Source organism: Synechococcus sp. A15-44 (assembly GCF_014280115.1).
In the GTDB taxonomy this organism is placed as follows: Bacteria; Cyanobacteriota; Cyanobacteriia; order PCC-6307; family Cyanobiaceae; genus Parasynechococcus.
In genome coordinates this window covers 1,762,654-1,781,105 of sequence record NZ_CP047938.1, presented here as the reverse complement: position 1 = coordinate 1,781,105, position 18,452 = coordinate 1,762,654, and the positions used below count along the sequence as shown (strand labels likewise).

The following is an 18,452-nucleotide window of genomic DNA, read 5'->3' as shown; positions in this document are numbered from 1 at the left end:
ATGCGGCCTCTCAGGCGGGTCGACCAGCACCCTGTTCCGTGATCCAGCCGGTGAACGGAACATCCCAGGACTCCCGAGGCAACGCCTCGGCCGCAAGGCAGGTTGAGGGCAGCACCACCCAGGCCGGCACGGCAGCCCAGGCGGGATCAGCCCTGAGCCGGTCGTAATACCCACCGCCATAGCCCAGGCGGATTCCCGCGCCGTCCACCGCAAGCGCCGGCACCAGCAGCAGCGCCAGTTGATCGGGTTTCAGAGCATCTCCTGTGGCAGGAGCGGGAATGCCGCAGCCATCGGGCTGAAGCGGTTCCTCACACCAGCTTCGGTAGATGAGCCTGCCGTTGCCATCGGCCACCGGCAAGGCCAAGGGCGGATGGGGACCATCCCGCAGCTGCCGTACATCAACTTCCCCCGGGAGGGGCCAGTAGATGCCCACATGGCGGCTGCCGCAGTTGGACTGGTCGATCAGCGCCGCCACGGCGTTCTGGATGGATCGCGTGGCGGCTTCCTCCAGATGACGCTGGGCTTTGAAGTGACGGCGCAGGGTTGGCTTGCTGCTCATCGCTGCAACCAGGCCGTCAGCGCCACCGCAAGGGCATCGGCCGCATCGTCCGGGCGGGGCGGTTCCTCCAGGTTCAACTCCCGCATCACCGCCTCCAGCACCTCATCCTTTTCGGCATGGCCGAACCCCGCCACGGCGAATTTGATCTGCATGGGTGGGAACTCCACCATCGGGATCTTGTAGCGGGCCAGGGTCATCACCACCACGCCCCGCGCCTGCACCACGTTGATGGTGTTGCTGGATCGGTAGAAGAAAAACTTCTCCACGGCCGCCAGTTCCGGGCGCCAGATCCGGATCAGCTGGCGCAGGTCGCCAGCGATCTCCACCATGCGATCACCGTCAGAGCGACCGGAATCGGTCTGGATGATGCCGCAATCGAGCATGCGCTGGCATCCGTCCTGAATGTCGATCACCCCGTAGCCCACCCGGGCGAGGCCCGGGTCGATGCCGAGGATCCGCATGGGCTGATTGTGGGGGGATCAAGCGGCGAGGGCCAGTTCGAAATCAGCGCGGTCGCTGCTCTCGCTCCGCTCAAACACCTTGCAGAACACTTTCACCACACGGTCGCCGGAATCCACCTGCTCCAGGGGGTCCTTTCGCAGCCGGTGGCGCAGGCAGCAGGAGGCCACGCGGGCCACGTCTTCCTCGCTCACTTCTGTGCGTCCCTCGAAGGCGGCCAGGGCCCGGGCGGCACGGTTGGTGACGATGTCACCCCGCAGACCATCCACATCCAGCTCGCCGCAGACGGCGGAGATGCGCAGGCGCAGATCCTCGTCGATGCTCACCTGGCCGAGGCGTTGCTGGGCCTCCACCACCCGCTGTTGCAGGGCGTTTTGGTTGCCCTCCACGGCGGTGCTGAAGCCATCGGGATCGCTGTCGAAAGCGGTGCGCTGGTCCACCACCTGCACCCGCAGTTCCGGATCACGCACGGTGCGCACTTCCACGCTCATGCCGAAACGGTCGAGCAGCTGGGGGCGGAGTTCACCTTCCTCGGGGTTGCCGGAGCCGATCAACACGAAACGCGCGGGGTGACGCACGGAGACGCCTTCCCGTTCCACGGTGTTCCAGCCGGAGGCGGCGGAGTCGAGAAGCACGTCGACGAGGTGGTCGTCGAGCAGGTTCACCTCATCCACGTAGAGCAGGCCGCGGTTGGCCTTGGCCAGCAGGCCGGGCTCAAAGGCGCGCACGCCTTCGCTCAGGGCTTTCTCGATGTCGATGGTGCCGCAGAGGCGGTCTTCCGTTGCACCGAGGGGCAGGTCCACCATCGGCACCTGCCGCGGTTCGGTGCTCAGGGTTTCCCCCTGCTGCATCCGCTCGCGCACCTCACTGCTCTGCAGGTCGGGATCGCTGGCCGAGCTGTTGTAGGGATCGCCAGCGACAACGTCGATGTCCGGCAGCAGATCGGCCAGAGCACGGATCGTGGTGGATTTGCCGGTGCCACGGTCTCCCATGATCATCACGCCGCCGATGCGCGGATCAATCACGTTGAGAAGCAGGGCCAGCTTCATCTCCTCCTGACCGATCACCGCAGTGAAGGGGAAGACCCTGCGCTTCCGGGGTGCAGTCACGAGCAATTCTCTAGGCGTGCTCAGGATTGTTTCACAGGCTGCACGGTGATGACCTGCGGTGGCGTGGCATCAGCGGGATAGACCAGGCGAACGCGCACCTGCTTGGCCTCCCCTGGCTGGAGCATCAGCTGTCCCAAGGACGGCCCCCGCTGCCCCTGGCGCAGCACCAGATGCTGGGTCTGGCGTCCCAGGGGAACACCCTCGGGATCCTCCAGACCCGTGGTCTGCACTGGTCCGCGGAACATCACCGGACCGTTGAGGTCATCGCGGAAGCGCAGCAGAGAGGTGGTGCTGTTGCCTTTGAGGGGCGAATCCAGCGACAGCTGAAGCGTCACCGCGGCTGAACCGGTGTTTTGCAGCGGCAGGGTGAGGTCGTACTCCACCCCGTAGTTGCCATGGGCCGCCCAGGCGGTGCCGGGGTAAAAGCGTTTGAGTTCCGCGGTTTGCACCTGGTTGGTGGCGAGGGTGCCGCGCTCCAGGCTGCTGATTGGCCAGGAGATGGGGGCCGTGGGTGCGGCCAGCACCGGGCTTCCCGGGTCGGTGATGCGGGCCCGCCAGCTGCTGCCGATCTGAACACCGCTCACCCGGGAATAAATGATCTTGCCTTGGCTCCCCCGTGGGGTGGGTTGGTGCTCCTTGCTGCTCATGCGTTGGTCCTTGAGCAGCTGCAGCCAGTGCTGCTCGCTTGGAGCCTTGCCGTCTTCACCGTGGGCGGCCAGGGTGGCCAGCGCCACAGGGCCAGAGCTGTGGAAGCGCAGTTGCAGGTTGCGGCCGTTGAGCAGGGGATCGAGACCGGCCACGGGAATGGGCAGCAGCAACAGCTGTGTGGGTGCGCCGGGAGCCAGGGTCCAGCGGCGGTTGGTGAGTTCCGCTGCGCGCCGGCCGGCCAACAGATCTCCGGCCACACGGCTGCCGGGGCCAGACGCCACCACGTCGGTGGTTTCCGGCATCAGGCTCGGCAAGGGAAGAAAGGGGGCCTGGGTCTGGCCGGGCCCTGTGGCCTGCGAAAGCGAAGTGCTGCCCGAGAGCAGCTGCAGGGACACAGGAGCATTCCCCAGCGGAGCTGCAAGCACCGCCAGCCACAGGGTTGAGCTGGGGCTGCCCTCCGTATCACCGGCATACACGTGGTGGCTGAACAGGTCGAAGCGACCGTTGAGCACCACCGGAACCGACGCCGCCTTCCCATCGGGGAAGGTTGAGATCAGGATGCCGTCGTCCTCGATCAGTTCGGGGTTGTTGTCGTTCACCATCAACACGCTGTCGAGGCCTCCCGGCAGGGGGCGAACGCTCTGCTGACGCTCAATCACCTCCGCAGCGCCGGGCATGGCTGCAACAGCCAGCCAGGCAGCAGACAACAGCGGAGCGAGCTTCATGGCTTGGGCGGAACAGGGATGGGTTTGAGGTGCGGTGCCATGGCAGCGGCGAGCTGACGGATCAGTTCGGTGGATCGGGGGTCATTGAAGGGGCCCTCCACCAGAAATCCCGCCACAGCGCGTCGTCCGTCGGGGAGTTCGATCAGCCCGGCATCGGCGTAGGCGATGCCGATGTCACCTGTTTTGTTGTAGACGCGGTATCCCTTGCGGGCCAGGCTTGCGTCCGGTTTGCCCTGGGCGCCACCGAGGCCGCGCATCAAGCCCCTGGGCAGCAGCGTATTGGTGATCGACGTGCCCATCACCTCGCGAAACAGATCCCGGCTGCGGGGAGCCAGCAGCTCACCGCTGTCAACCAAGGCGATGGCCCGGCTGAGATCTCTGGCACTGGTGGTGTTGGTTCCGTCGAGATCCGGCAGCCAGTTGTTCACCACGGTGGAGGGCAGGTCCAGCTCCTGAAAGCGGGCGTTGATCGCATCCATTCCCCCCGCCCGGGCAATCATCAGGTTGGTGGCGGAGTTGTCGCTCACCCGGATCATTTCCGTGGCTACCTCATGGGTGGGGAAGCGACTGCCCAGGGGCCGGGAGGCCATCCATCCGGCGCCTCCCCCCACCAGCTCTTCGGTGAGCGTGAGCGGTTCGTTCCACTGCAGTGTTCCCTGATCCAGCAGTTCCAGTACTGCGAGCAGGATCGGCGTCTTGATCGAGCTGGCGGCAGCCATCGGCCGTTCGGCCTGCATGGCTGCAAAGCGTCCGTCGTCGAGGATCAGCATGTAGGCGCTGGCCTGCAGATCGCTCTGTTGCGCGGCCAGCTCCAGCCAGCGCTCACTCAGCGCCCTGATTTCCTGCCTGGGGGCGAAGCGTGCCTGCTTCAGGCCCTTCGCCACGACAGGAGCAGTTTTCTTCCCTGAGGCATTTTCAGTGCTGGGCGGCTCCACGGCCTCACCGAGCAGCGTCGTGATCAGCGCTTGATCGGCCAGCCAGCTGGGTAGGGCGATCTCCTGTTGCTGAACGGGGGGCGCCAGCAGCCGCAGGCCGCTGCCGGTGAGCAGTCCAAGACCCACCCCCATCAACACCAGCCGCAGAATGAGCTGGGCCGGACCTTTCCAGCCGGCGGAGCGACGTGACGAACGACTGCTGCTCAACCTTTCAGCCGTGACTGTTCGGCAGAGATTAGGGGCGCTTGGCGCGGATGGCCCAGCGCAGTTGGCGCACCATTCCCCGCAGCAGAGCCACCTCCTCGGCGCGCACCGTGGCGCGTTGCAGCAGATCCCGCACCTTGGCCATGCGGGCGGCGGCGGTGTGCTCCAGCAGGAAACCGGCCTCCAGCAGCAGGTCAGTGGCGTCGTCAAGACAGGCTGAAAGCGCCTTGGCGGCTGCCGGGTCCGGCGATGGGGGCTCGATTCTGCGGGTTTCCGTGGTCCCGCTGTTGAGGCGGGCCAACTCATGCAGCACCACCGCCACGGCGTGGGAGAGATTCAGCGAGGGATAGGCCTCCCCGCTCTGCAGGCAGAGAACCCTCTGGCAGAGCCGCAGCTCACTGTTGCTGAGGCCGCGGTCTTCCCGTCCAAACACCAGGGCCACGGGGGCGTCTGAGTTGGAGCTGCTGCCATCGCCGGCCAGCAACCAACCCAGGGCCTGTTCGGGTGTTTGCAGGGGAATCTCGCCATGGTCCAGGCGTCCGCAACTGCCCACGGTGCGGCGGCAGTCATGGATGGCCGTCAGCAGGTCGGGAACCACCACGGCGCCCTGAAGCAGCGCCTGGCCGTGCACGGCCATCAGCATGGCCTCCTCGCTGAGGTGGTCACAGCGGGGTGCCACCAGCCGCAGCTCGCTCACCCCGAAATTGGCGCAGAGCCTGGCCACGCTTCCGATGTTCAGGGGGCCGGCCGGCTCCACCAGCACGACAACGGCATTCAAGGCAGCGGCTCAGCTGAGGGTGTGCAGGTAGGCCAGCAGGTCGGCCATCGATTGCGGTTCTATCTCAAAGCTCGGCATGGGGGGAGTTTCGCCACTGATGATCTGGTGCACCAGAACGGGGTCTTTGAGTTGGTTGCTGACGCCCTGAAGTTGAGGGCCCACCAACCCCTGGCCGGCAAGGCCATGGCAGCCGGCGCAATTGATTCGGAACAGCTGGCCGCCGTGGTCAACCGCCCCCTGCAGCTCAAGGCTGGCCTTGATGTAGGGGTCCTGCTGGGCGCTGCCCAGAACCCAGAGCACCAGCACCACGCAGGCCGTGGCAGCCGACACCACGAGCGCGGCGATCAGGCCGCGACCCCGATCGCTCGAATCATTTGCATCAGCTGATTCCGATTCGGCCGCAATTCGTGACGGCTGGACCACAGACCTGGAGTTCCAATGAGAGAATTCTCCCTAATTCTGATTGCTGACGCGACGCAATGATCGAACCTCTGCTCTGCGGCATCGTTCTGGGTCTGATCCCCGTCACGCTGATGGGTCTGTTCGTGGCGGCATGGAACCAGTACCGCCGTGGTGGCAGCGCTCTGGGGGGCTGAGCAGCATCACGCAGCTGATGCCGTAGCGGCGTTGATCCACCACTGTCCAATCTGACCCCGGTTCTGGGTTCAGATTGGAGCGGTGTTCACACACCACCAGAGAATCCTGGTGAAGCCAATTCCCCTCGGCGAGGGAGATCAGGCAGGGTTCGTAGAGGCCCTGGTCGTAGGGAGGGTCGAAATAGACGATGTCGAATGGCTCCTGGCTCCAGCCCTTGCGCAGCCACGAGATCAGTTCCCGCCGTTCGGTGCGGATCTCCGGAGCCGGTGAACGGCTTTCCGCCACGACAGTGAGGTTGCTGCGGCTGATGCGGATGCACTGCGGGTCTTGATCAACGGCCACCACACAGCGCGCCCCTCGCTGCAGGGCCTCACACCCCATCACGCCGCTGCCGCTGCAGAGGTCGAGCCAGCGGCAGTCCTGCAGGTGCGGGGCAAGGATGTTCATCACCGCTTCGCGCACCCTGGAGGTGGTGGGCCGAGCCGTGCGACCCCCAGGGCTCAGCAGCCGTCGCCCCCCGCTGAGGCGCAGTTGCCCGCCACCGCTCATGGGCAGGGTTCAGCCCCGTTGCGCAGCCAGGTCAACCAGCGCTTGAGCATCTGTTCTCCGGCATCGGACGACTTCTCTGGATGGAACTGGCAAGCGCCGACGCGGCCCCGCCAGACCACAGCGGTCACCTCCTGATCGCCGAAGGGGGCCGAGGCTTTGAGGTCATTTCGATCGCTGGGAACAGCGGCGTAGCTGTGCACGAAATACACCCATTCCGATGGGGCATCGCTGCTGAGCAGTGGGCAGCTGCCGTGATGCTTCAACGGTGCCCAGCCCATGTGGGGGATGCGTTCGCCGCTGTCTTCGGGAAGACGTTCCACACGTCCGGGCAGGAGTCCCAGGCCTGGATCGCTGCCTTCATCGCTCTGTTCAAACAGCAGCTGCAGGCCAAGGCAGATGCCGAGCAACGGACGATCTTCTTGGCCCCAGCTCAGCAGGTGGGGCACCAGTCCGGTGGCCCTGAGGTTGGCCATGGCTGGATCGAAGGCGCCGACCCCGGGCAGGATCAGCGCATCAATGCCTTCAAGATCATCGGCAGATTTGATCGTGGAGCAGCCTTGCCCCAACCGCTCCAGGCATTTCTCCACGGAGTGGAGGTTGCCCATGCCGTAATCAATTAACCCAAGGTTCAGGCTCAACCGGTTGTTCCGTTCTGGAGACGGATTCAGAGGTACTTGGAGATGGTGCCTGAAAGGGTTGCCTTGGGAACAGCACCCACCACGGTGTCGACCTTCTGGCCGCCCTTGAAAACCATCAGCGTGGGGATGCTGCGTATGCCGTACTGGCTTGCAACGTTGGGGTTCTCATCGGTGTTGAGCTTGAACACCTTGATCTGGCCGTCGAATTCCTTGGCGATCTCTTCCACGATCGGAGCCACCATGCGGCAGGGGCCACACCAGGGTGCCCAGAAGTCCACCAGAACCGGCACGTCGCTCTGGAGCACGTCCTGCTCGAAGGATGCATCGGTGACAGCAGCAGCGCTGGACATATGAGCAGGGAGGTTTGGGGAGAATTTAGCAATGGTTTCGAGCGAAAACACAGCTCTTCCCTGGCGAGAAGGGAACTGTGACAGTCGCTCTCCACAAAGAGTGAAAGCCCGATCTCGCCGGGCCGGGGGGTGTGAGGAGTGTGTGGGCCGAAGCCCGCACACATCCAACTTAGCCCTGCCCTACTTGCCCATCCCAAGGTGCTGGGCCTTTTGGTAGACCTTGCCTTCCGTCAGCAGGGAAGGGGCCACAACCACTTCCACCTGTTGCATTTCCTTGATGGTTCGTGCCCCCAGGGTGCCCATGGATGTCTTCAGGCAGCCCAGCAGGTTGTGGGTGCCGTCGTCCAATTTGGCCGGGCCGCGGAGGATGCGTTCGATGCTGCCGGTGTTGCCCACATTGATGCGGGTGCCGCGGGGCAGCACCGGGCTTGGGGTGGCCATGCCCCAGTGGAAGCCGCGGCCGGGAGCTTCTTCAGAGCGGGCGATGGGTGAGCCGATCATCACGGCGTCGGCGCCGCAGGCGATGCACTTGCAGATGTCACCGCCGGTGACGATGCCACCGTCAGCCACGATCGGCACGTAGCGCCCGCTTTCCTTTTCGTAGTCAGCCCTGGCGGAGGCGCAGTCTGCAACAGCTGTGGCCTGGGGAATGCCCACGCCGAGAACGCCGCGGGAGGTGCAGGCGGCACCGGGTCCGATGCCCACCATCACGCCGGCTGCACCGGCACGCATCAGCTGCAGGGCCACGTCGTAGGTGACGCAGTTGCCGATCACCACGGGAACGCCCATGTCGCGGCACAGGGCTTCCAGATCCAGGGTCTCCTGGCCTGCAGGACCGGTGTGATCCGTCGAGACCACGGTGGCCTGCACGAAGAAGAGGTCGGCTCCGGCTTCGGCGATGGCCTTGCCGAAACGCATGGCGGCCACCGGAGTGCCACTGACGGCTGCAATGCCTCCCTGGGCCTTGATGTCCTGGATGCGTTTGCGGATCAGCGCTTCCTGTACCGGTTGGCTGTAGATCTCCTGCATCAGCGGGACGAATTCGTCCTTCCCGACAGCGGCGATGCGATCCAGCACCTGGTTGGGGTCGTCGTAGCGGGTCTGCACACCCTCCAGGTTGAGCACGCCGAGGGCGCCCAGTTGGGACAGCCGAACGGCCATGCCCACATCCACCACGCCGTCCATGGCGCTGGCGATGATGGGAATCTCTCGCTCGATGCCCCCCAGGGTCCAACAGGTATCGGTGACCTCGGGGTCCACCGTGCGACCCCCAGGCACCAGAGCGATTTCATCGATTCCGTAGGCCCGGCGAACGGTCTTGGAGCGTCCGAGCTGAATGTCCACCGCGCGACTTCAATAAAGTCAGATCAAGCTACCAATCGGGATGATCGCCTCAGCTTGATCGGCCTGTGACACGGCTCCAGGTGGAACGGGCACTCGCGAGGAATTGGTCCCGATCGCTGTTGCGGATCAGGTTGCGCAGAGCGAAGTTCACCAACCAGATCAGTCCGGCGAGCTCCAGCAGGCCTGGCACAAGAGGGAGGCTGTCAATGGTGTTGAGGACTCCGGAGTAGACCTTCGCCACCAGGCTGAAGACGATCAGGCCGCCAATCACCCGCAGGGGAAGCTGGGCCTTGCTCCACAGTTCGTTCAGGTCGTTCTGCTCGAGCCAGGCCTTGACCTTGCCCACCAGCAGATCCCATTCGCCACCCTCCAGATCAGAACCGTCCTGATCGGCATCCTCCTGGGCGGGGATCGACACGGTGGAGGCGATCACCGGGTCAGGAGTCGGCGCTGGAGTGGGCGCGGGTGTTGGGGGTAGCGGTGCCGGCGTTGGCGCAGGCTCTAGCGTTGGGGCTGGAGTGGGCTCCGGTGCCGGTGTTGGGTCGCTGCCTGCGGATTCGGCTTCAGGGCGAGGCTCGTCGACAGGACCCATCACGTCAGTGGAAAGCAGTTGGGACTTTATCCGGAGTTTTCAGGTTGGATCCACTGTCCGAGATAGACTGTTAAAGGACGTCTGATGCACGTATGACGGATTCTGTGGGGCCTGGCAGCGGCGGTCCCGGCGATTCCGACGATCGGATCATTCAGACGGATCTACGCAACGAGATGTCGCGCTCCTATCTGGAGTATGCGATGAGCGTGATCGTGGGTCGGGCCCTGCCCGATGCCCGCGATGGCCTCAAGCCGGTGCATCGCCGGATTCTGTACGCGATGTACGAGCTGGGCCTCACCAGCGACAGGCCTTACCGCAAGTGCGCCCGTGTGGTGGGCGAAGTGCTCGGCAAATATCACCCCCACGGCGACACCGCCGTGTACGACGCCCTGGTGCGCATGGCCCAGGACTTCTCGATGTCGATGCCCCTGATTGATGGGCACGGCAACTTCGGCTCGGTGGACAACGACCCACCGGCGGCCATGCGATACACCGAATCACGGTTGCGGGCGCTGACCACCGACAGCCTCCTGGAGGACATCGAGGCCGAGACCGTTGATTTCGCCGACAACTTTGATGGCTCCCAGCAGGAGCCCACGGTGCTGCCGGCCCGGATCCCGCAGCTGCTGCTGAATGGTTCTGCAGGCATCGCCGTGGGGATGGCGACGAACATTCCGCCCCACAACCTCAATGAACTGATTGATGGCTTGCAGGCGCTGATCGCGAACCCCGAGATCACGGATCAGGAGTTGATCCAGCTGATCCCCGGACCGGACTTCCCCACCGGTGGTCAGATCCTGGGGCGTGAAGGCATCCGCGAGACCTACCTGGGCGGCCGCGGCTCGGTGACCATGCGAGGCGTGGCCAACATCGAAACGATCGAGGCGCCGGGGCGCCCTGATCGCGATGCGGTGATCATCACGGAACTGCCGTATCAGACCAACAAAGCGGCGCTGATCGAGCGCATCGCAGAGCTGGTCAACGACAAGAAGCTCGAGGGGATCTCCGACATCCGCGACGAAAGCGATCGCGATGGCATGCGGATCGTCGTGGAGCTGCGCCGCGACGCCTACCCGCAGGTGGTGCTGAACAACCTGTTCAAGCTCACTCCGCTGCAGAGCAACTTCAGTGCCTACATGCTGGCGCTGGTAAACGGTGAGCCGATCCTGCTCACCCTGCGCAAGATGCTCGAGGTGTTCCTCGACTTCCGGGTCGAGACGATCGAGCGCCGCACCCGCTACCTGCTGCGCAAGGCCGAGGAGCGCGACCACATCCTGCTGGGCCTGCTGCTGGCCCTCGATCAGCTCGATCCGATCATTGCCCTGATCCGGGCTGCCCCCGATACGGCCACGGCACGGCAACAGCTGCAGGATCGCCATGGCCTGTCCGACATCCAGGCAGACGCCATCCTGCAGATGCAGCTGCGTCGCCTCACTGCGCTTGAAGCCGACAAGATTCGGCTTGAGCACGAAGATCTGGTCACCAAGATCGCCGACTACAAGGACATCCTTGGCCGGCGAGAGCGGGTGTTCGGGATCATTCAGGACGAGCTCACTCAGCTCCAGGAGCGCTACCCGACGCCGCGCCGCACCGAAATCCTCGACCTCGGCGGTGGCCTCTCCGACATCGACCTGATCGCCAACGAGCGTTCGGTGGTGCTGCTCACGGAGACCGGCTATCTCAAGCGGATGCCGGTGAGCGAATTTGAGGCCACCAGCCGCGGCACCCGCGGCAAGGCCGGCACCCGCAGCCAGGGTGAAGATGCGGTGAAGCTGTTCATCAGTTGCAACGACCACGACACCTTGGTGCTGTTCAGCGACCGCGGTGTGTCGTACGCCCTGCCCGCCTACCGCGTGCCCCAGTGCAGCCGTGCGGCCAAGGGAACGCCGGTGGTGCAGCTGCTGCCGATCCCCCGGGAAGAAGCGATCACCACGTTGATTCCGGTGTCGGAATTCAGCGACGACACCGACCTGGTGATGCTCACCCGAGGTGGCTTCATCAAGCGCACCCGCCTTTCGGCCTTCAGCAACATCCGCTCCAACGGTCTGATCGCCATCAACCTGGAGGAAGGCGATGCCCTCACCTGGGTGCGGTTGGCGGTGCCCGGCGACAGCGTCTTGATCGGCTCCAAAGCCGGGATGACCATCCACTTCCGCCTCAGCGACGAAGAGTTGCGGCCCCTGGGCCGCACCGCCCGCGGCGTGCGGTCGATGAACCTGCGGGATGGCGATGCCCTGGTGAGCATGGATGTGCTGCCGGTGGAACTCGCCGATCAGGTGGCCGCCAGTGCTGACGATGAAGAGGATGCCGCCAGCGAGGGCCCTTGGGTGCTCGTGGCATCGGCTTCGGGTCTGGGCAAACGGGTGCCGGTGACGCAATTCCGTTTGCAGAAGCGGGCCGGTATGGGCTTGCGGGCGATGAAGTTCCGCACCGAAGCCGATCAACTGGTGGGGCTGAGTGTGTTGGGTGCCGGTGAAGAGCTGTTGCTGGTGAGCGAGAAGGGGGTGATCGTGCGCACCAGCGCCGATGCCATCCCTCAGCAATCCCGTGCCGCGACGGGTGTGCGTCTGCAGAAGCTGGACAAGGGCGACCGGCTGCTGAAGGTGGTGCTGGTGCCGCCGGAAGCGGAGGACGACTCAGCTGACGACAACGAGTCCAACGACACTGAATCTGAGGCGCAGGACAGCTGACCTTGGCTGAGCCGGTGGATGTGTTGGTGCTGGGGGGCGGTCCTGCTGCCCTCTGCATCGCTTCGGAACTGAACCAACGGGGTGTGGCTGTTGCGGCCATTGCCCCGGATCCGGTTGACGATCCCTGGCCGAACACCTACGGCATCTGGGCCGATGAACTCAAAGCGGTGGGGCTTGAGCAGCTGCTGGAGCACCGCTGGAGCGACACCGTTAGTTATTTCGGAGAAGGCGGCTCAACGGCTCAGGATCAGAGCCATGCCCACGGGATCGACTACGGCCTGTTCGATCGGGCGGCTCTGCAGCACCATTGGCTGAAGCGTGCCGATGGGGTGGTCTTTCATCAAGACACCGTTCAGCGGGTGGAGGTGAATGGTGCAACCACCAACGTGTGTTGCGCATCAGGATCCACCCTGCAGGCGCGCTTGGTGATTGATGCCTCTGGTTCGCGCACGCCCCACATTCGCCGGCCGGATCAGGGGCCGGTGGCGGGCCAGGCGGCCTATGGCGTGGTGGGGCGTTTCTCCAAACTGCCGATTGAGCCGGGCCGGTTTGTGTTGATGGACTACCGCTGTGATCACCTCAGCGAGGAGCAGCGCCATGAACCACCAACGTTTTTGTATGCGATGGATCTGGGCGATGGGGTGTTCTTCGTGGAGGAAACCTCACTCGCTTTGGCGCCAGGGGTTCCTTACGACGTGCTCAAGCAACGGCTGCAGCAGCGCCTCGATCTGCGCGGCGTGGAGATCACCGAGGTGATTCATGAGGAGTTCTGCCTCTTCCCGATGAACCTGCCGCTGCCAGATCGCAATCAGCCGGTGCTGGCTTTCGGTGGTGCGGCGAGCATGGTGCATCCGGCCTCGGGTTACATGGTGGGATCGCTGCTGCGGCGGGGGCCTGATCTGGCCCAGGCTTTAGCCGAAGCCATCGCTAATCCAAGCCTTGACTCAGCGGCGTTGGCGCAACGGGGCTGGCAAGCGCTTTGGCCGATCGAATTGGTAATGCGCCATCAGCTTTATCAGTTCGGTTTGGGCCGTTTGATGGGCTTCAACGAAGCGCTCTTGCGCACCCACTTCGCCACCTTCTTTTCGCTGCCGCGGGAGGATTGGTTTGGCTTTCTCACCAACACCCTGCCGCTGCCGCGCTTGATGGGGGTGATGCTGCGTTTGTTCGCCCTTTCGCCTTGGGAATTGCGGCGGGGATTGGTGCTGGGGGCGGCTCAGGATCAAGCCCCGCGGTTTTGAGATCGTTTCAGCCGAGTTCAGATCCCTCAGTTAAGAGAGCGATGAACATGCGCGTCTCCCCCAAATGGGGGAGGAATTCGTTTAAGTGCTGGGTGTAGAGGGATTCACCGGAGCCCAGTCCAACGGCTGAATCAGCGGGAAGAGGCGGTCGTCCGTCTGCACTTCCTCAAGCCAGCCCTCCGGCAATTCGGTGCTGCCGTCGATCGCCTGCATCAACTGCCAGAAGCGGCCCAGATGTCGCTGGACCCGTTCTTTGGCCAGTTCGGTGGTGGTGCCGGCTCGGAGGATGAAGCTCCAATCCGATGACTGCGCCAGCAACAATTCCCGCGCCGCCTGCTGCAGCCACTGCATCGCCTGCTCGCTGCCCACGCCGCGGCTGCAGCGCTGCACCATTGCGGCGCTGGCCTTTTCCCACTCAGGAATGATCCAGGCATTGCTGTCGTTCAGCCAGTAGTCGTGATAGCCCCCTTGCCCCCAGCTGGAGGGGCAGGGATCGCAGAGCTGAAGCTGGCCAACGTTGTTCAGCACATCGCGCAGCCGGGTGAAGGCCACCCCTTCCTGAGGTGCCTGCTGAAACAGCTGGCTGAGAAAAGCCGGGCCTTCAAACCACCAGTGGCCAAACAGTTCGGCATCGAAGGGGGCCACCAGCAGGGGGGACACGTCCATGGCAGCGCCGAGCTGATCCAACTGCCGCCGGCGGCCCTGCAGGTAATCGGCGGCATGCTCTTTCACCCGTTCCGCTGCCACCCCCGGTTCGTAGGGGTGTTTGCGGTCTAACGGCGCGCTGTGGTCGGTGACCCGATGCAGCTTCAGGCCGAGCGGTCGCGGCTGGTCGAGCCCCAGGGGTTTGAGCTCTTCGATCGGCAGGTCCCAGCCCAGATCCCGGTGGAACTCGCGGTAGTGGGGATCGCCGGGGTAGCCGTCCTTGGCCGACCAAACCGGCAGCGTGGCGTCACTGTCGCGCCCGAAGAAGGCCACCCCATTGCGGCTGCAGATCGGGGCGTACACCCCATAGCGGGGTCTGGGCCGGCCGTGCAGCAACCCATGGCCGTCCAGCACGGCGTAGCGCAGCCCCGCATCGCGCATCCAGCGATCCAGGCCCTCGTAATAGGCGCATTCCGGCAACCAGATCCCCAAGGGGCGTTCGCCCACGAGGCGTTGGTGTTCCCGCACCGCCGTGCGCAGTTGCCCGCGCACCGCTTCCGGGTGATGGCGCAGCAGGGGCAAATAGCCGTGGGTGGCGCCGCAGGTGAGCAGGTCCACCACCCCCTGGCGCTGCAGGGCGGCGAAGCGTTGGATCAGATCGCCGTCGCAGCTCTGCCAGGCCTGCTGATGCCGCTCGATCGTGGCCGCCAGGTGCTCGGCGCCTACGCGCAGGGATGGGTCGGCCTTCGGCAGCAGATCAAGCCGTTCGTTCAGCCAGTCGGGGAAGCGCTGCTTGAGGTCTTGATCGCTCAGCAGCGAAAGCAGCGTCGGCGATAGGCCGATGGTGAGCTTGGGTTGCTGGTGGGGGTCGGCGCTGGCCCGCTCCAGCGTTTCAAGCAGCGGCAGATAACACTCGATCAGGGCCTGGAAAAACCAGTCCTCCTCCAGGGAGCCAGGTTGTGCCGACCGCACGTAGGGCAGATGGGCATGCAACACCAGGGCGACAGCGCCTTTGGTCACGAACAAGCCCAAACGGTGGCTGAATTTAATCCGATTCCCCCCTCGGGGGCTGAACTAGGATGGGTTAACTCATAGTCATTCCGACTAAGACCTCCGCTGGAGCCCCTTCCATGGCCAAGGACCCCGGTCGCGTCCTGATTTTTGACACCACCCTGCGGGATGGTGAGCAGTCGCCCGGGGCGAGCCTCAACCTGGAGGAAAAGCTGGCCATTGCCCAGCAGCTGGCGCGGCTCGGTGTGGATGTGATCGAGGCGGGGTTCCCCTTCGCCAGTCCCGGGGATTTCGCTGCCGTGCAGCGGATCGCCCAGCAGGTGGGTGGCGACAACGGCCCGATCATCTGTGGTCTGGCCCGTGCCTCACGGGCCGACATCAAGGCCTGCGCCGATGCCGTGGCGCCAGCCCCGCGTCGCCGCATTCACACCTTCATCGCCACCAGCGACATCCACCTCGAGCACAAGCTGCGCAAGAGCCGTGCCGATGTGCTCGGCATCGTCCCCGAGATGGTGAGCTACGCCCGCTCTCTTGTGGAGGATGTTGAGTTCTCCTGTGAAGACGCCGGCCGCAGCGATCCGGAGTTCCTTTACGAGGTGATTGAGGCGGCGATTGCCGCGGGTGCCACCACGATCAACATTCCCGACACCGTCGGCTACACCACCCCCTCGGAGTTCGGTGCGCTGATCGCTGGCATCAATCAGCACGTGCCCAACATCGGCGATGCCGTGATCTCGGTGCACGGCCACAACGATCTCGGCCTGGCCGTGGCCAATTTCCTCGAGGCCGTCAAGAACGGCGCCCGTCAGCTCGAATGCACGATCAACGGCATCGGCGAACGGGCCGGCAATGCCTCCCTCGAGGAGTTGGTGATGGCGCTGCACGTGAGGCGTCGTTACTACAACCCCTTCTTTGGCCGGGAGGAGGACAGCCCCACGCCACTCACGGCTGTGCGCACCGAAGAGATCACCAAGACCTCACGGCTGGTCTCCAATCTCACCGGCATGGTGGTGCAGCCCAACAAGGCCATCGTTGGTGCCAATGCCTTCGCCCATGAATCCGGCATCCACCAGGACGGCGTTCTCAAGAATCGGCTCACCTACGAAATCATTGACGCCCAGACGGTGGGCTTGTCCGACAACCGCATCTCCCTCGGCAAGCTGAGCGGCCGCAGTGCCGTTCGCGCTCGCCTGGAGGAGCTGGGCTACGACCTCACCCGTGAGGACCTCGATGAGGCTTTTGCCCGCTTCAAGGAACTCGCTGATCGCAAGCGCGAGATCACCGACCGTGATCTGGAGGCGATCGTCAGCGAACAGGTGCAGCAGCCGGAAGCCCGTTTCCAGCTCAAGCTGGTGCAGGTCAGCTGCGGCAGCAGCCTGCGCCCCACCGCCACCGTCACCCTTTCGGATGAAGAGGGCAGTGAAACCACGGGCTCGGCAGTGGGCACCGGTCCGGTGGATGCCGTCTGCCGTGCCCTGAATGATCTGGCGGGTGTGCCCAATGAATTGATCGAGTTTTCGGTGAAGTCGGTCACCGAGGGCATCGATGCCATGGGCGATGTGACCATTCGCCTGCGCCGCAACGGTGCGCTCTATTCCGGTCACGCTGCAGACACCGATGTGGTGGTGGCGGCGGCCATGGCCTTCGTGAACGCCCTCAATCGCCTGGTGGCCGGAGAGGAGCGCCAGTCATTGCATCCGCAGAAGGATCCTGTTGTCCTGGAGACCCGACCGACGCTCTAGAGCCGACGCCATGCGCACCTCCACCGCCAAGGCCGTTCAGCTGGTGCTGCTGATTCTTCTGGCGATGCTGGTGCTCACGCCGTTGCTCTGGTTGGTGAGCACCTCGCTCAAGGGCCCGGCGGAAGACATCTTCAGCAGTCCACCGGCGTTGCTGCCCGCCCAGCCGAGCCTAGATGCCTACGTGCGGCTGTTTCAGGACAATCCCCTCACCACCTATCTGTTCAACAGCACCGTGGTGAGTGGCCTGGCGGTGCTGGCCAACCTGCTGTTCTGCTCCCTGGCCGCCTACCCCCTGGCCCGGCTGCGCTTCGCCGGCCGGGGCCTGGTGCTGGGGTTGGTGGTGGCCACGATCCTGATCCCGTTTCAGGTGGTGATGATTCCGCTGTATCTGCTGATGGTGCAGCTGGGGCTGCGCAACACCCTGCTGGCCCTGGTGATTCCCCAGGCGGCCACAGCCTTTGGCCTTTATCTGCTGCGCCAGAGCTTCCTGGGTGTCCCCAAGGAGCTGGAGGAGGCTGCACGCATCGATGGCTGCAGCCGCCTGGGGGAATGGTGGAACGTGATGATTCCCGCCGCCAAAGCCGATCTCATCACCCTGGCGATGTTCGTGTTCATCGGCACCTGGAGTGATTTCCTCTGGCCGCTGGTGATCCTCGACGACCCGTCCCTCTACACCTTGCCTCTGGGGTTGCAGCAGCTCTCCAGCAGCTTTTCGCTGGATTGGCGGATCGTTGCCGCCGGCTCGGTGGTCTCAATCCTGCCGGTGTTGGTCGTGTTCGTGCTGTTGCAGCGCTTCATCCTGCCCAATGCCAGCGGGGATGCGGTGAAGGGGTGAAGCGGCCGAGGTGCGCATGGTGGAGAAGGCGTCCATGCGTTCCTGCATCACACCCATCTGTTGGCTGAGCAGCTCACTGTGGGCGCGGTTCGGTGTGCGCTCCTCCAGTTGATCGATCCGCTCCTGCAGCGCATGGATGCATTGGTTGTGCTGCCGCAAACCCTGCAGCAGGGTCACCACCAGAACACTCACCAGCGCCAGGCTGCCGCAGCTGATCAGTTTCAACAGCATGCAACCTCCCCACTTGGGTCGATGCTGACTTGAATGGGAGCACGCAACAAGTGGTGCAGGGATGTCTCTCGAGGATCTGGATCGGTTTCTCACGCGTCGCGACAGCGACCCTGATCTGGCCAAGGCCCTCGCGCAGCCCATGGATCTCGAGCGGTTTCTCGGGCTCGCTGCCGAGCACGGCTTTGCCCTGAGTGAGGCGGATGTCTTCGCGGCCCAGCAGCGTGAACACCACGCGCGAACGGCAGCTGAGCTTCAGCAGGATCAAGCTGCCGAATCACGCCGCCTGCGCAATTTCATCCACGGCTGATCACCACCACGTTTCAGTTCACAGCTCAGTTCACAGATCCAGCTTCACCACGTCCGGTGTTTCTCCGAGCACTTCGCCGATCGAAAGAGCGTGGTTAACAGCTCCATCGTGGCTGTGAAAGATCCAGGCTTTGTCGAGGGAGGGTTGGCTCTCGATGCGTTGGTTCACCGCATTGATGCAGAGATAGCCGCCCTCCGAGCAGGACCTCAGCACATAGCGTTCGACGTGTTTGGTGAACATTGGCTGGGAGGGCTATCTCTTCT

20 protein-coding genes and 1 pseudogene are annotated in these 18,452 nt (G+C 64.2%); 6 read left to right on the top strand and 15 right to left on the bottom strand.

Annotated elements, in window-relative coordinates:
- Window positions 1-10: 10 nt before the first annotated feature.
- The 7 genes from SynA1544_RS10085 to SynA1544_RS10055 are packed head-to-tail and all read right to left on the bottom strand — an operon-like array spanning window position 11 to window position 5,840.
- Window positions 11-559: a 5-formyltetrahydrofolate cyclo-ligase gene (locus SynA1544_RS10085; RefSeq protein ID WP_186513407.1), complete on the bottom strand. Its 549-nt coding sequence runs from the start codon at window positions 557-559 to the stop codon at window positions 11-13.
- Window positions 556-1,020 (bottom strand): crossover junction endodeoxyribonuclease RuvC, encoded by a 465-nt coding sequence (gene ruvC / locus SynA1544_RS10080; RefSeq protein ID WP_186513406.1) that lies wholly within the window; start codon window positions 1,018-1,020, stop codon window positions 556-558. The genes SynA1544_RS10085 and ruvC overlap by 4 nt, the downstream gene beginning before the upstream one ends.
- A gap of 18 nt (window positions 1,021-1,038) precedes the next feature.
- Entirely contained in the window at window positions 1,039-2,127 is a 1,089-nt protein-coding gene (gene bchI / locus SynA1544_RS10075) for a magnesium chelatase ATPase subunit I (RefSeq protein ID WP_186513405.1), read from the bottom strand.
- A gap of 20 nt (window positions 2,128-2,147) precedes the next feature.
- On the bottom strand, window positions 2,148-3,500 hold the full coding sequence (locus SynA1544_RS10070) for a DUF3370 domain-containing protein (protein ID WP_186513404.1): 1,353 nt from the start codon (window positions 3,498-3,500) through the stop codon (window positions 2,148-2,150).
- Entirely contained in the window at window positions 3,497-4,642 is a 1,146-nt protein-coding gene (locus SynA1544_RS10065) for a serine hydrolase (protein WP_186513402.1), read from the bottom strand. The genes SynA1544_RS10070 and SynA1544_RS10065 overlap by 4 nt, the downstream gene beginning before the upstream one ends.
- A 28-nt stretch (window positions 4,643-4,670) precedes the next feature.
- Window positions 4,671-5,417, bottom strand: coding sequence for an RNA methyltransferase (locus tag SynA1544_RS10060; protein ID WP_186513399.1), 747 nt, complete (start codon window positions 5,415-5,417; stop codon window positions 4,671-4,673).
- A 9-nt stretch (window positions 5,418-5,426) separates the two neighbouring features.
- Window positions 5,427-5,840, bottom strand: coding sequence for a cytochrome c (locus tag SynA1544_RS10055; protein ID WP_186513389.1), 414 nt, complete (start codon window positions 5,838-5,840; stop codon window positions 5,427-5,429).
- Window positions 5,841-5,896: 56 nt separating this feature from the next.
- Here SynA1544_RS10055 and petG point away from each other — a divergent pair, with 56 nt between their 5' ends.
- Window positions 5,897-6,013, top strand: a complete 117-nt coding sequence (gene petG / locus SynA1544_RS14820; RefSeq protein ID WP_071823076.1) for a cytochrome b6-f complex subunit V — start codon at window positions 5,897-5,899, stop codon at window positions 6,011-6,013.
- A 13-nt stretch (window positions 6,014-6,026) separates the two neighbouring features.
- Here the strand turns inward: petG and rsmD are convergent.
- The 5 genes and pseudogenes from rsmD to SynA1544_RS10030 all read right to left on the bottom strand — a co-directional run.
- A pseudogene (rsmD, locus tag SynA1544_RS10050) lies at window positions 6,027-6,563 on the bottom strand (16S rRNA (guanine(966)-N(2))-methyltransferase RsmD); the annotation flags it as partial.
- Window positions 6,560-7,201, bottom strand: a complete 642-nt coding sequence (gene hisH / locus SynA1544_RS10045) for an imidazole glycerol phosphate synthase subunit HisH (RefSeq protein WP_186513385.1) — start codon at window positions 7,199-7,201, stop codon at window positions 6,560-6,562. The gene hisH and the pseudogene rsmD, both read right to left, overlap by 4 nt.
- Window positions 7,202-7,227: 26 nt before the next feature.
- Entirely contained in the window at window positions 7,228-7,551 is a 324-nt protein-coding gene (gene trxA, locus SynA1544_RS10040; protein WP_006851354.1) for a thioredoxin, read from the bottom strand.
- A gap of 180 nt (window positions 7,552-7,731) precedes the next feature.
- On the bottom strand, window positions 7,732-8,895 hold the full coding sequence (locus SynA1544_RS10035) for a GuaB3 family IMP dehydrogenase-related protein (RefSeq protein ID WP_186513383.1): 1,164 nt from the start codon (window positions 8,893-8,895) through the stop codon (window positions 7,732-7,734).
- A gap of 49 nt (window positions 8,896-8,944) precedes the next feature.
- Window positions 8,945-9,487: a CAAD domain-containing protein gene (locus SynA1544_RS10030; protein ID WP_186513375.1), complete on the bottom strand. Its 543-nt coding sequence runs from the start codon at window positions 9,485-9,487 to the stop codon at window positions 8,945-8,947.
- Between the two features lie 92 nt (window positions 9,488-9,579).
- Here SynA1544_RS10030 and gyrA point away from each other — a divergent pair, with 92 nt between their 5' ends.
- Together gyrA and crtL are read left to right on the top strand one after the other, a co-directional pair.
- Window positions 9,580-12,177: a DNA gyrase subunit A gene (gyrA, locus tag SynA1544_RS10025; protein WP_186513372.1), complete on the top strand. Its 2,598-nt coding sequence runs from the start codon at window positions 9,580-9,582 to the stop codon at window positions 12,175-12,177.
- 2 nt (window positions 12,178-12,179) lie between these two features.
- The gene (gene crtL / locus SynA1544_RS10020; RefSeq protein WP_186513370.1) at window positions 12,180-13,418 is read left to right on the top strand and encodes a lycopene beta cyclase; all 1,239 of its coding nucleotides are present in this window, start codon (window positions 12,180-12,182) and stop codon (window positions 13,416-13,418) included.
- A gap of 81 nt (window positions 13,419-13,499) precedes the next feature.
- On the opposite strand, the gene SynA1544_RS10015 is transcribed toward crtL, so the two are convergent.
- Window positions 13,500-15,083, bottom strand: a complete 1,584-nt coding sequence (locus tag SynA1544_RS10015; RefSeq protein WP_186513368.1) for a glycoside hydrolase family 57 protein — start codon at window positions 15,081-15,083, stop codon at window positions 13,500-13,502.
- A 110-nt stretch (window positions 15,084-15,193) separates the two neighbouring features.
- Here SynA1544_RS10015 and SynA1544_RS10010 point away from each other — a divergent pair, with 110 nt between their 5' ends.
- Together SynA1544_RS10010 and SynA1544_RS10005 are read left to right on the top strand one after the other, a co-directional pair.
- Window positions 15,194-16,816 carry a 2-isopropylmalate synthase gene (locus SynA1544_RS10010; protein ID WP_115081872.1) on the top strand — a complete coding sequence of 541 codons (1,623 nt, stop codon included), beginning with the start codon at window positions 15,194-15,196 and terminating at the stop codon, window positions 16,814-16,816.
- Window positions 16,817-16,826: 10 nt separating this feature from the next.
- Window positions 16,827-17,651, top strand: coding sequence for a carbohydrate ABC transporter permease (locus SynA1544_RS10005; protein ID WP_186513367.1), 825 nt, complete (start codon window positions 16,827-16,829; stop codon window positions 17,649-17,651).
- Here SynA1544_RS10005 and SynA1544_RS10000 read toward each other — a convergent pair.
- Window positions 17,568-17,882 carry a hypothetical protein gene (locus SynA1544_RS10000; RefSeq protein ID WP_186513364.1) on the bottom strand — a complete coding sequence of 105 codons (315 nt, stop codon included), beginning with the start codon at window positions 17,880-17,882 and terminating at the stop codon, window positions 17,568-17,570. The two genes, SynA1544_RS10005 and SynA1544_RS10000, sit on opposite strands and share 84 nt — an antisense overlap.
- Window positions 17,883-17,943: 61 nt before the next feature.
- Between SynA1544_RS10000 and SynA1544_RS09995 the strand changes: the two genes are divergently transcribed.
- Complete coding sequence (locus tag SynA1544_RS09995) at window positions 17,944-18,189, top strand: Nif11-like leader peptide family natural product precursor (protein WP_186513362.1); 246 nt, start codon at window positions 17,944-17,946, stop codon at window positions 18,187-18,189.
- Window positions 18,190-18,219: 30 nt separating this feature from the next.
- Here the strand turns inward: SynA1544_RS09995 and SynA1544_RS09990 are convergent, their stop codons facing one another.
- Complete coding sequence (locus tag SynA1544_RS09990) at window positions 18,220-18,429, bottom strand: hypothetical protein (RefSeq protein WP_186513358.1); 210 nt, start codon at window positions 18,427-18,429, stop codon at window positions 18,220-18,222.
- Window positions 18,430-18,452: the final 23 nt, after the last annotated feature.

Excerpts from the sequence above, each read along its gene's own strand:
- SynA1544_RS10085 (WP_186513407.1), bottom strand. The coding sequence starts at position 559 with ATGAGCAGCAAGCCAACCCTGCGCCGTCACTTCAAAGCCCAGCGTCAT.
- ruvC (WP_186513406.1), bottom strand. The coding sequence starts at position 1,020 with ATGCGGATCCTCGGCATCGACCCGGGCCTCGCCCGGGTGGGCTACGGG.
- SynA1544_RS10070 (WP_186513404.1), bottom strand. The coding sequence starts at position 3,500 with ATGAAGCTCGCTCCGCTGTTGTCTGCTGCCTGGCTGGCTGTTGCAGCC.
- petG (WP_071823076.1), top strand. The coding sequence starts at position 5,897 with ATGATCGAACCTCTGCTCTGCGGCATCGTTCTGGGTCTGATCCCCGTC.
- trxA (WP_006851354.1), bottom strand. The coding sequence starts at position 7,551 with ATGTCCAGCGCTGCTGCTGTCACCGATGCATCCTTCGAGCAGGACGTG.
- SynA1544_RS10030 (WP_186513375.1), bottom strand. The coding sequence starts at position 9,487 with ATGGGTCCTGTCGACGAGCCTCGCCCTGAAGCCGAATCCGCAGGCAGC.
- gyrA (WP_186513372.1), top strand. The coding sequence starts at position 9,580 with ATGACGGATTCTGTGGGGCCTGGCAGCGGCGGTCCCGGCGATTCCGAC.
- SynA1544_RS10010 (WP_115081872.1), top strand. The coding sequence starts at position 15,194 with ATGGCCAAGGACCCCGGTCGCGTCCTGATTTTTGACACCACCCTGCGG.
- SynA1544_RS10005 (WP_186513367.1), top strand. The coding sequence starts at position 16,827 with ATGCGCACCTCCACCGCCAAGGCCGTTCAGCTGGTGCTGCTGATTCTT.
- SynA1544_RS10000 (WP_186513364.1), bottom strand. The coding sequence starts at position 17,882 with ATGCTGTTGAAACTGATCAGCTGCGGCAGCCTGGCGCTGGTGAGTGTT.
- SynA1544_RS09995 (WP_186513362.1), top strand. The coding sequence starts at position 17,944 with ATGTCTCTCGAGGATCTGGATCGGTTTCTCACGCGTCGCGACAGCGAC.
- SynA1544_RS09990 (WP_186513358.1), bottom strand. The coding sequence starts at position 18,429 with ATGTTCACCAAACACGTCGAACGCTATGTGCTGAGGTCCTGCTCGGAG.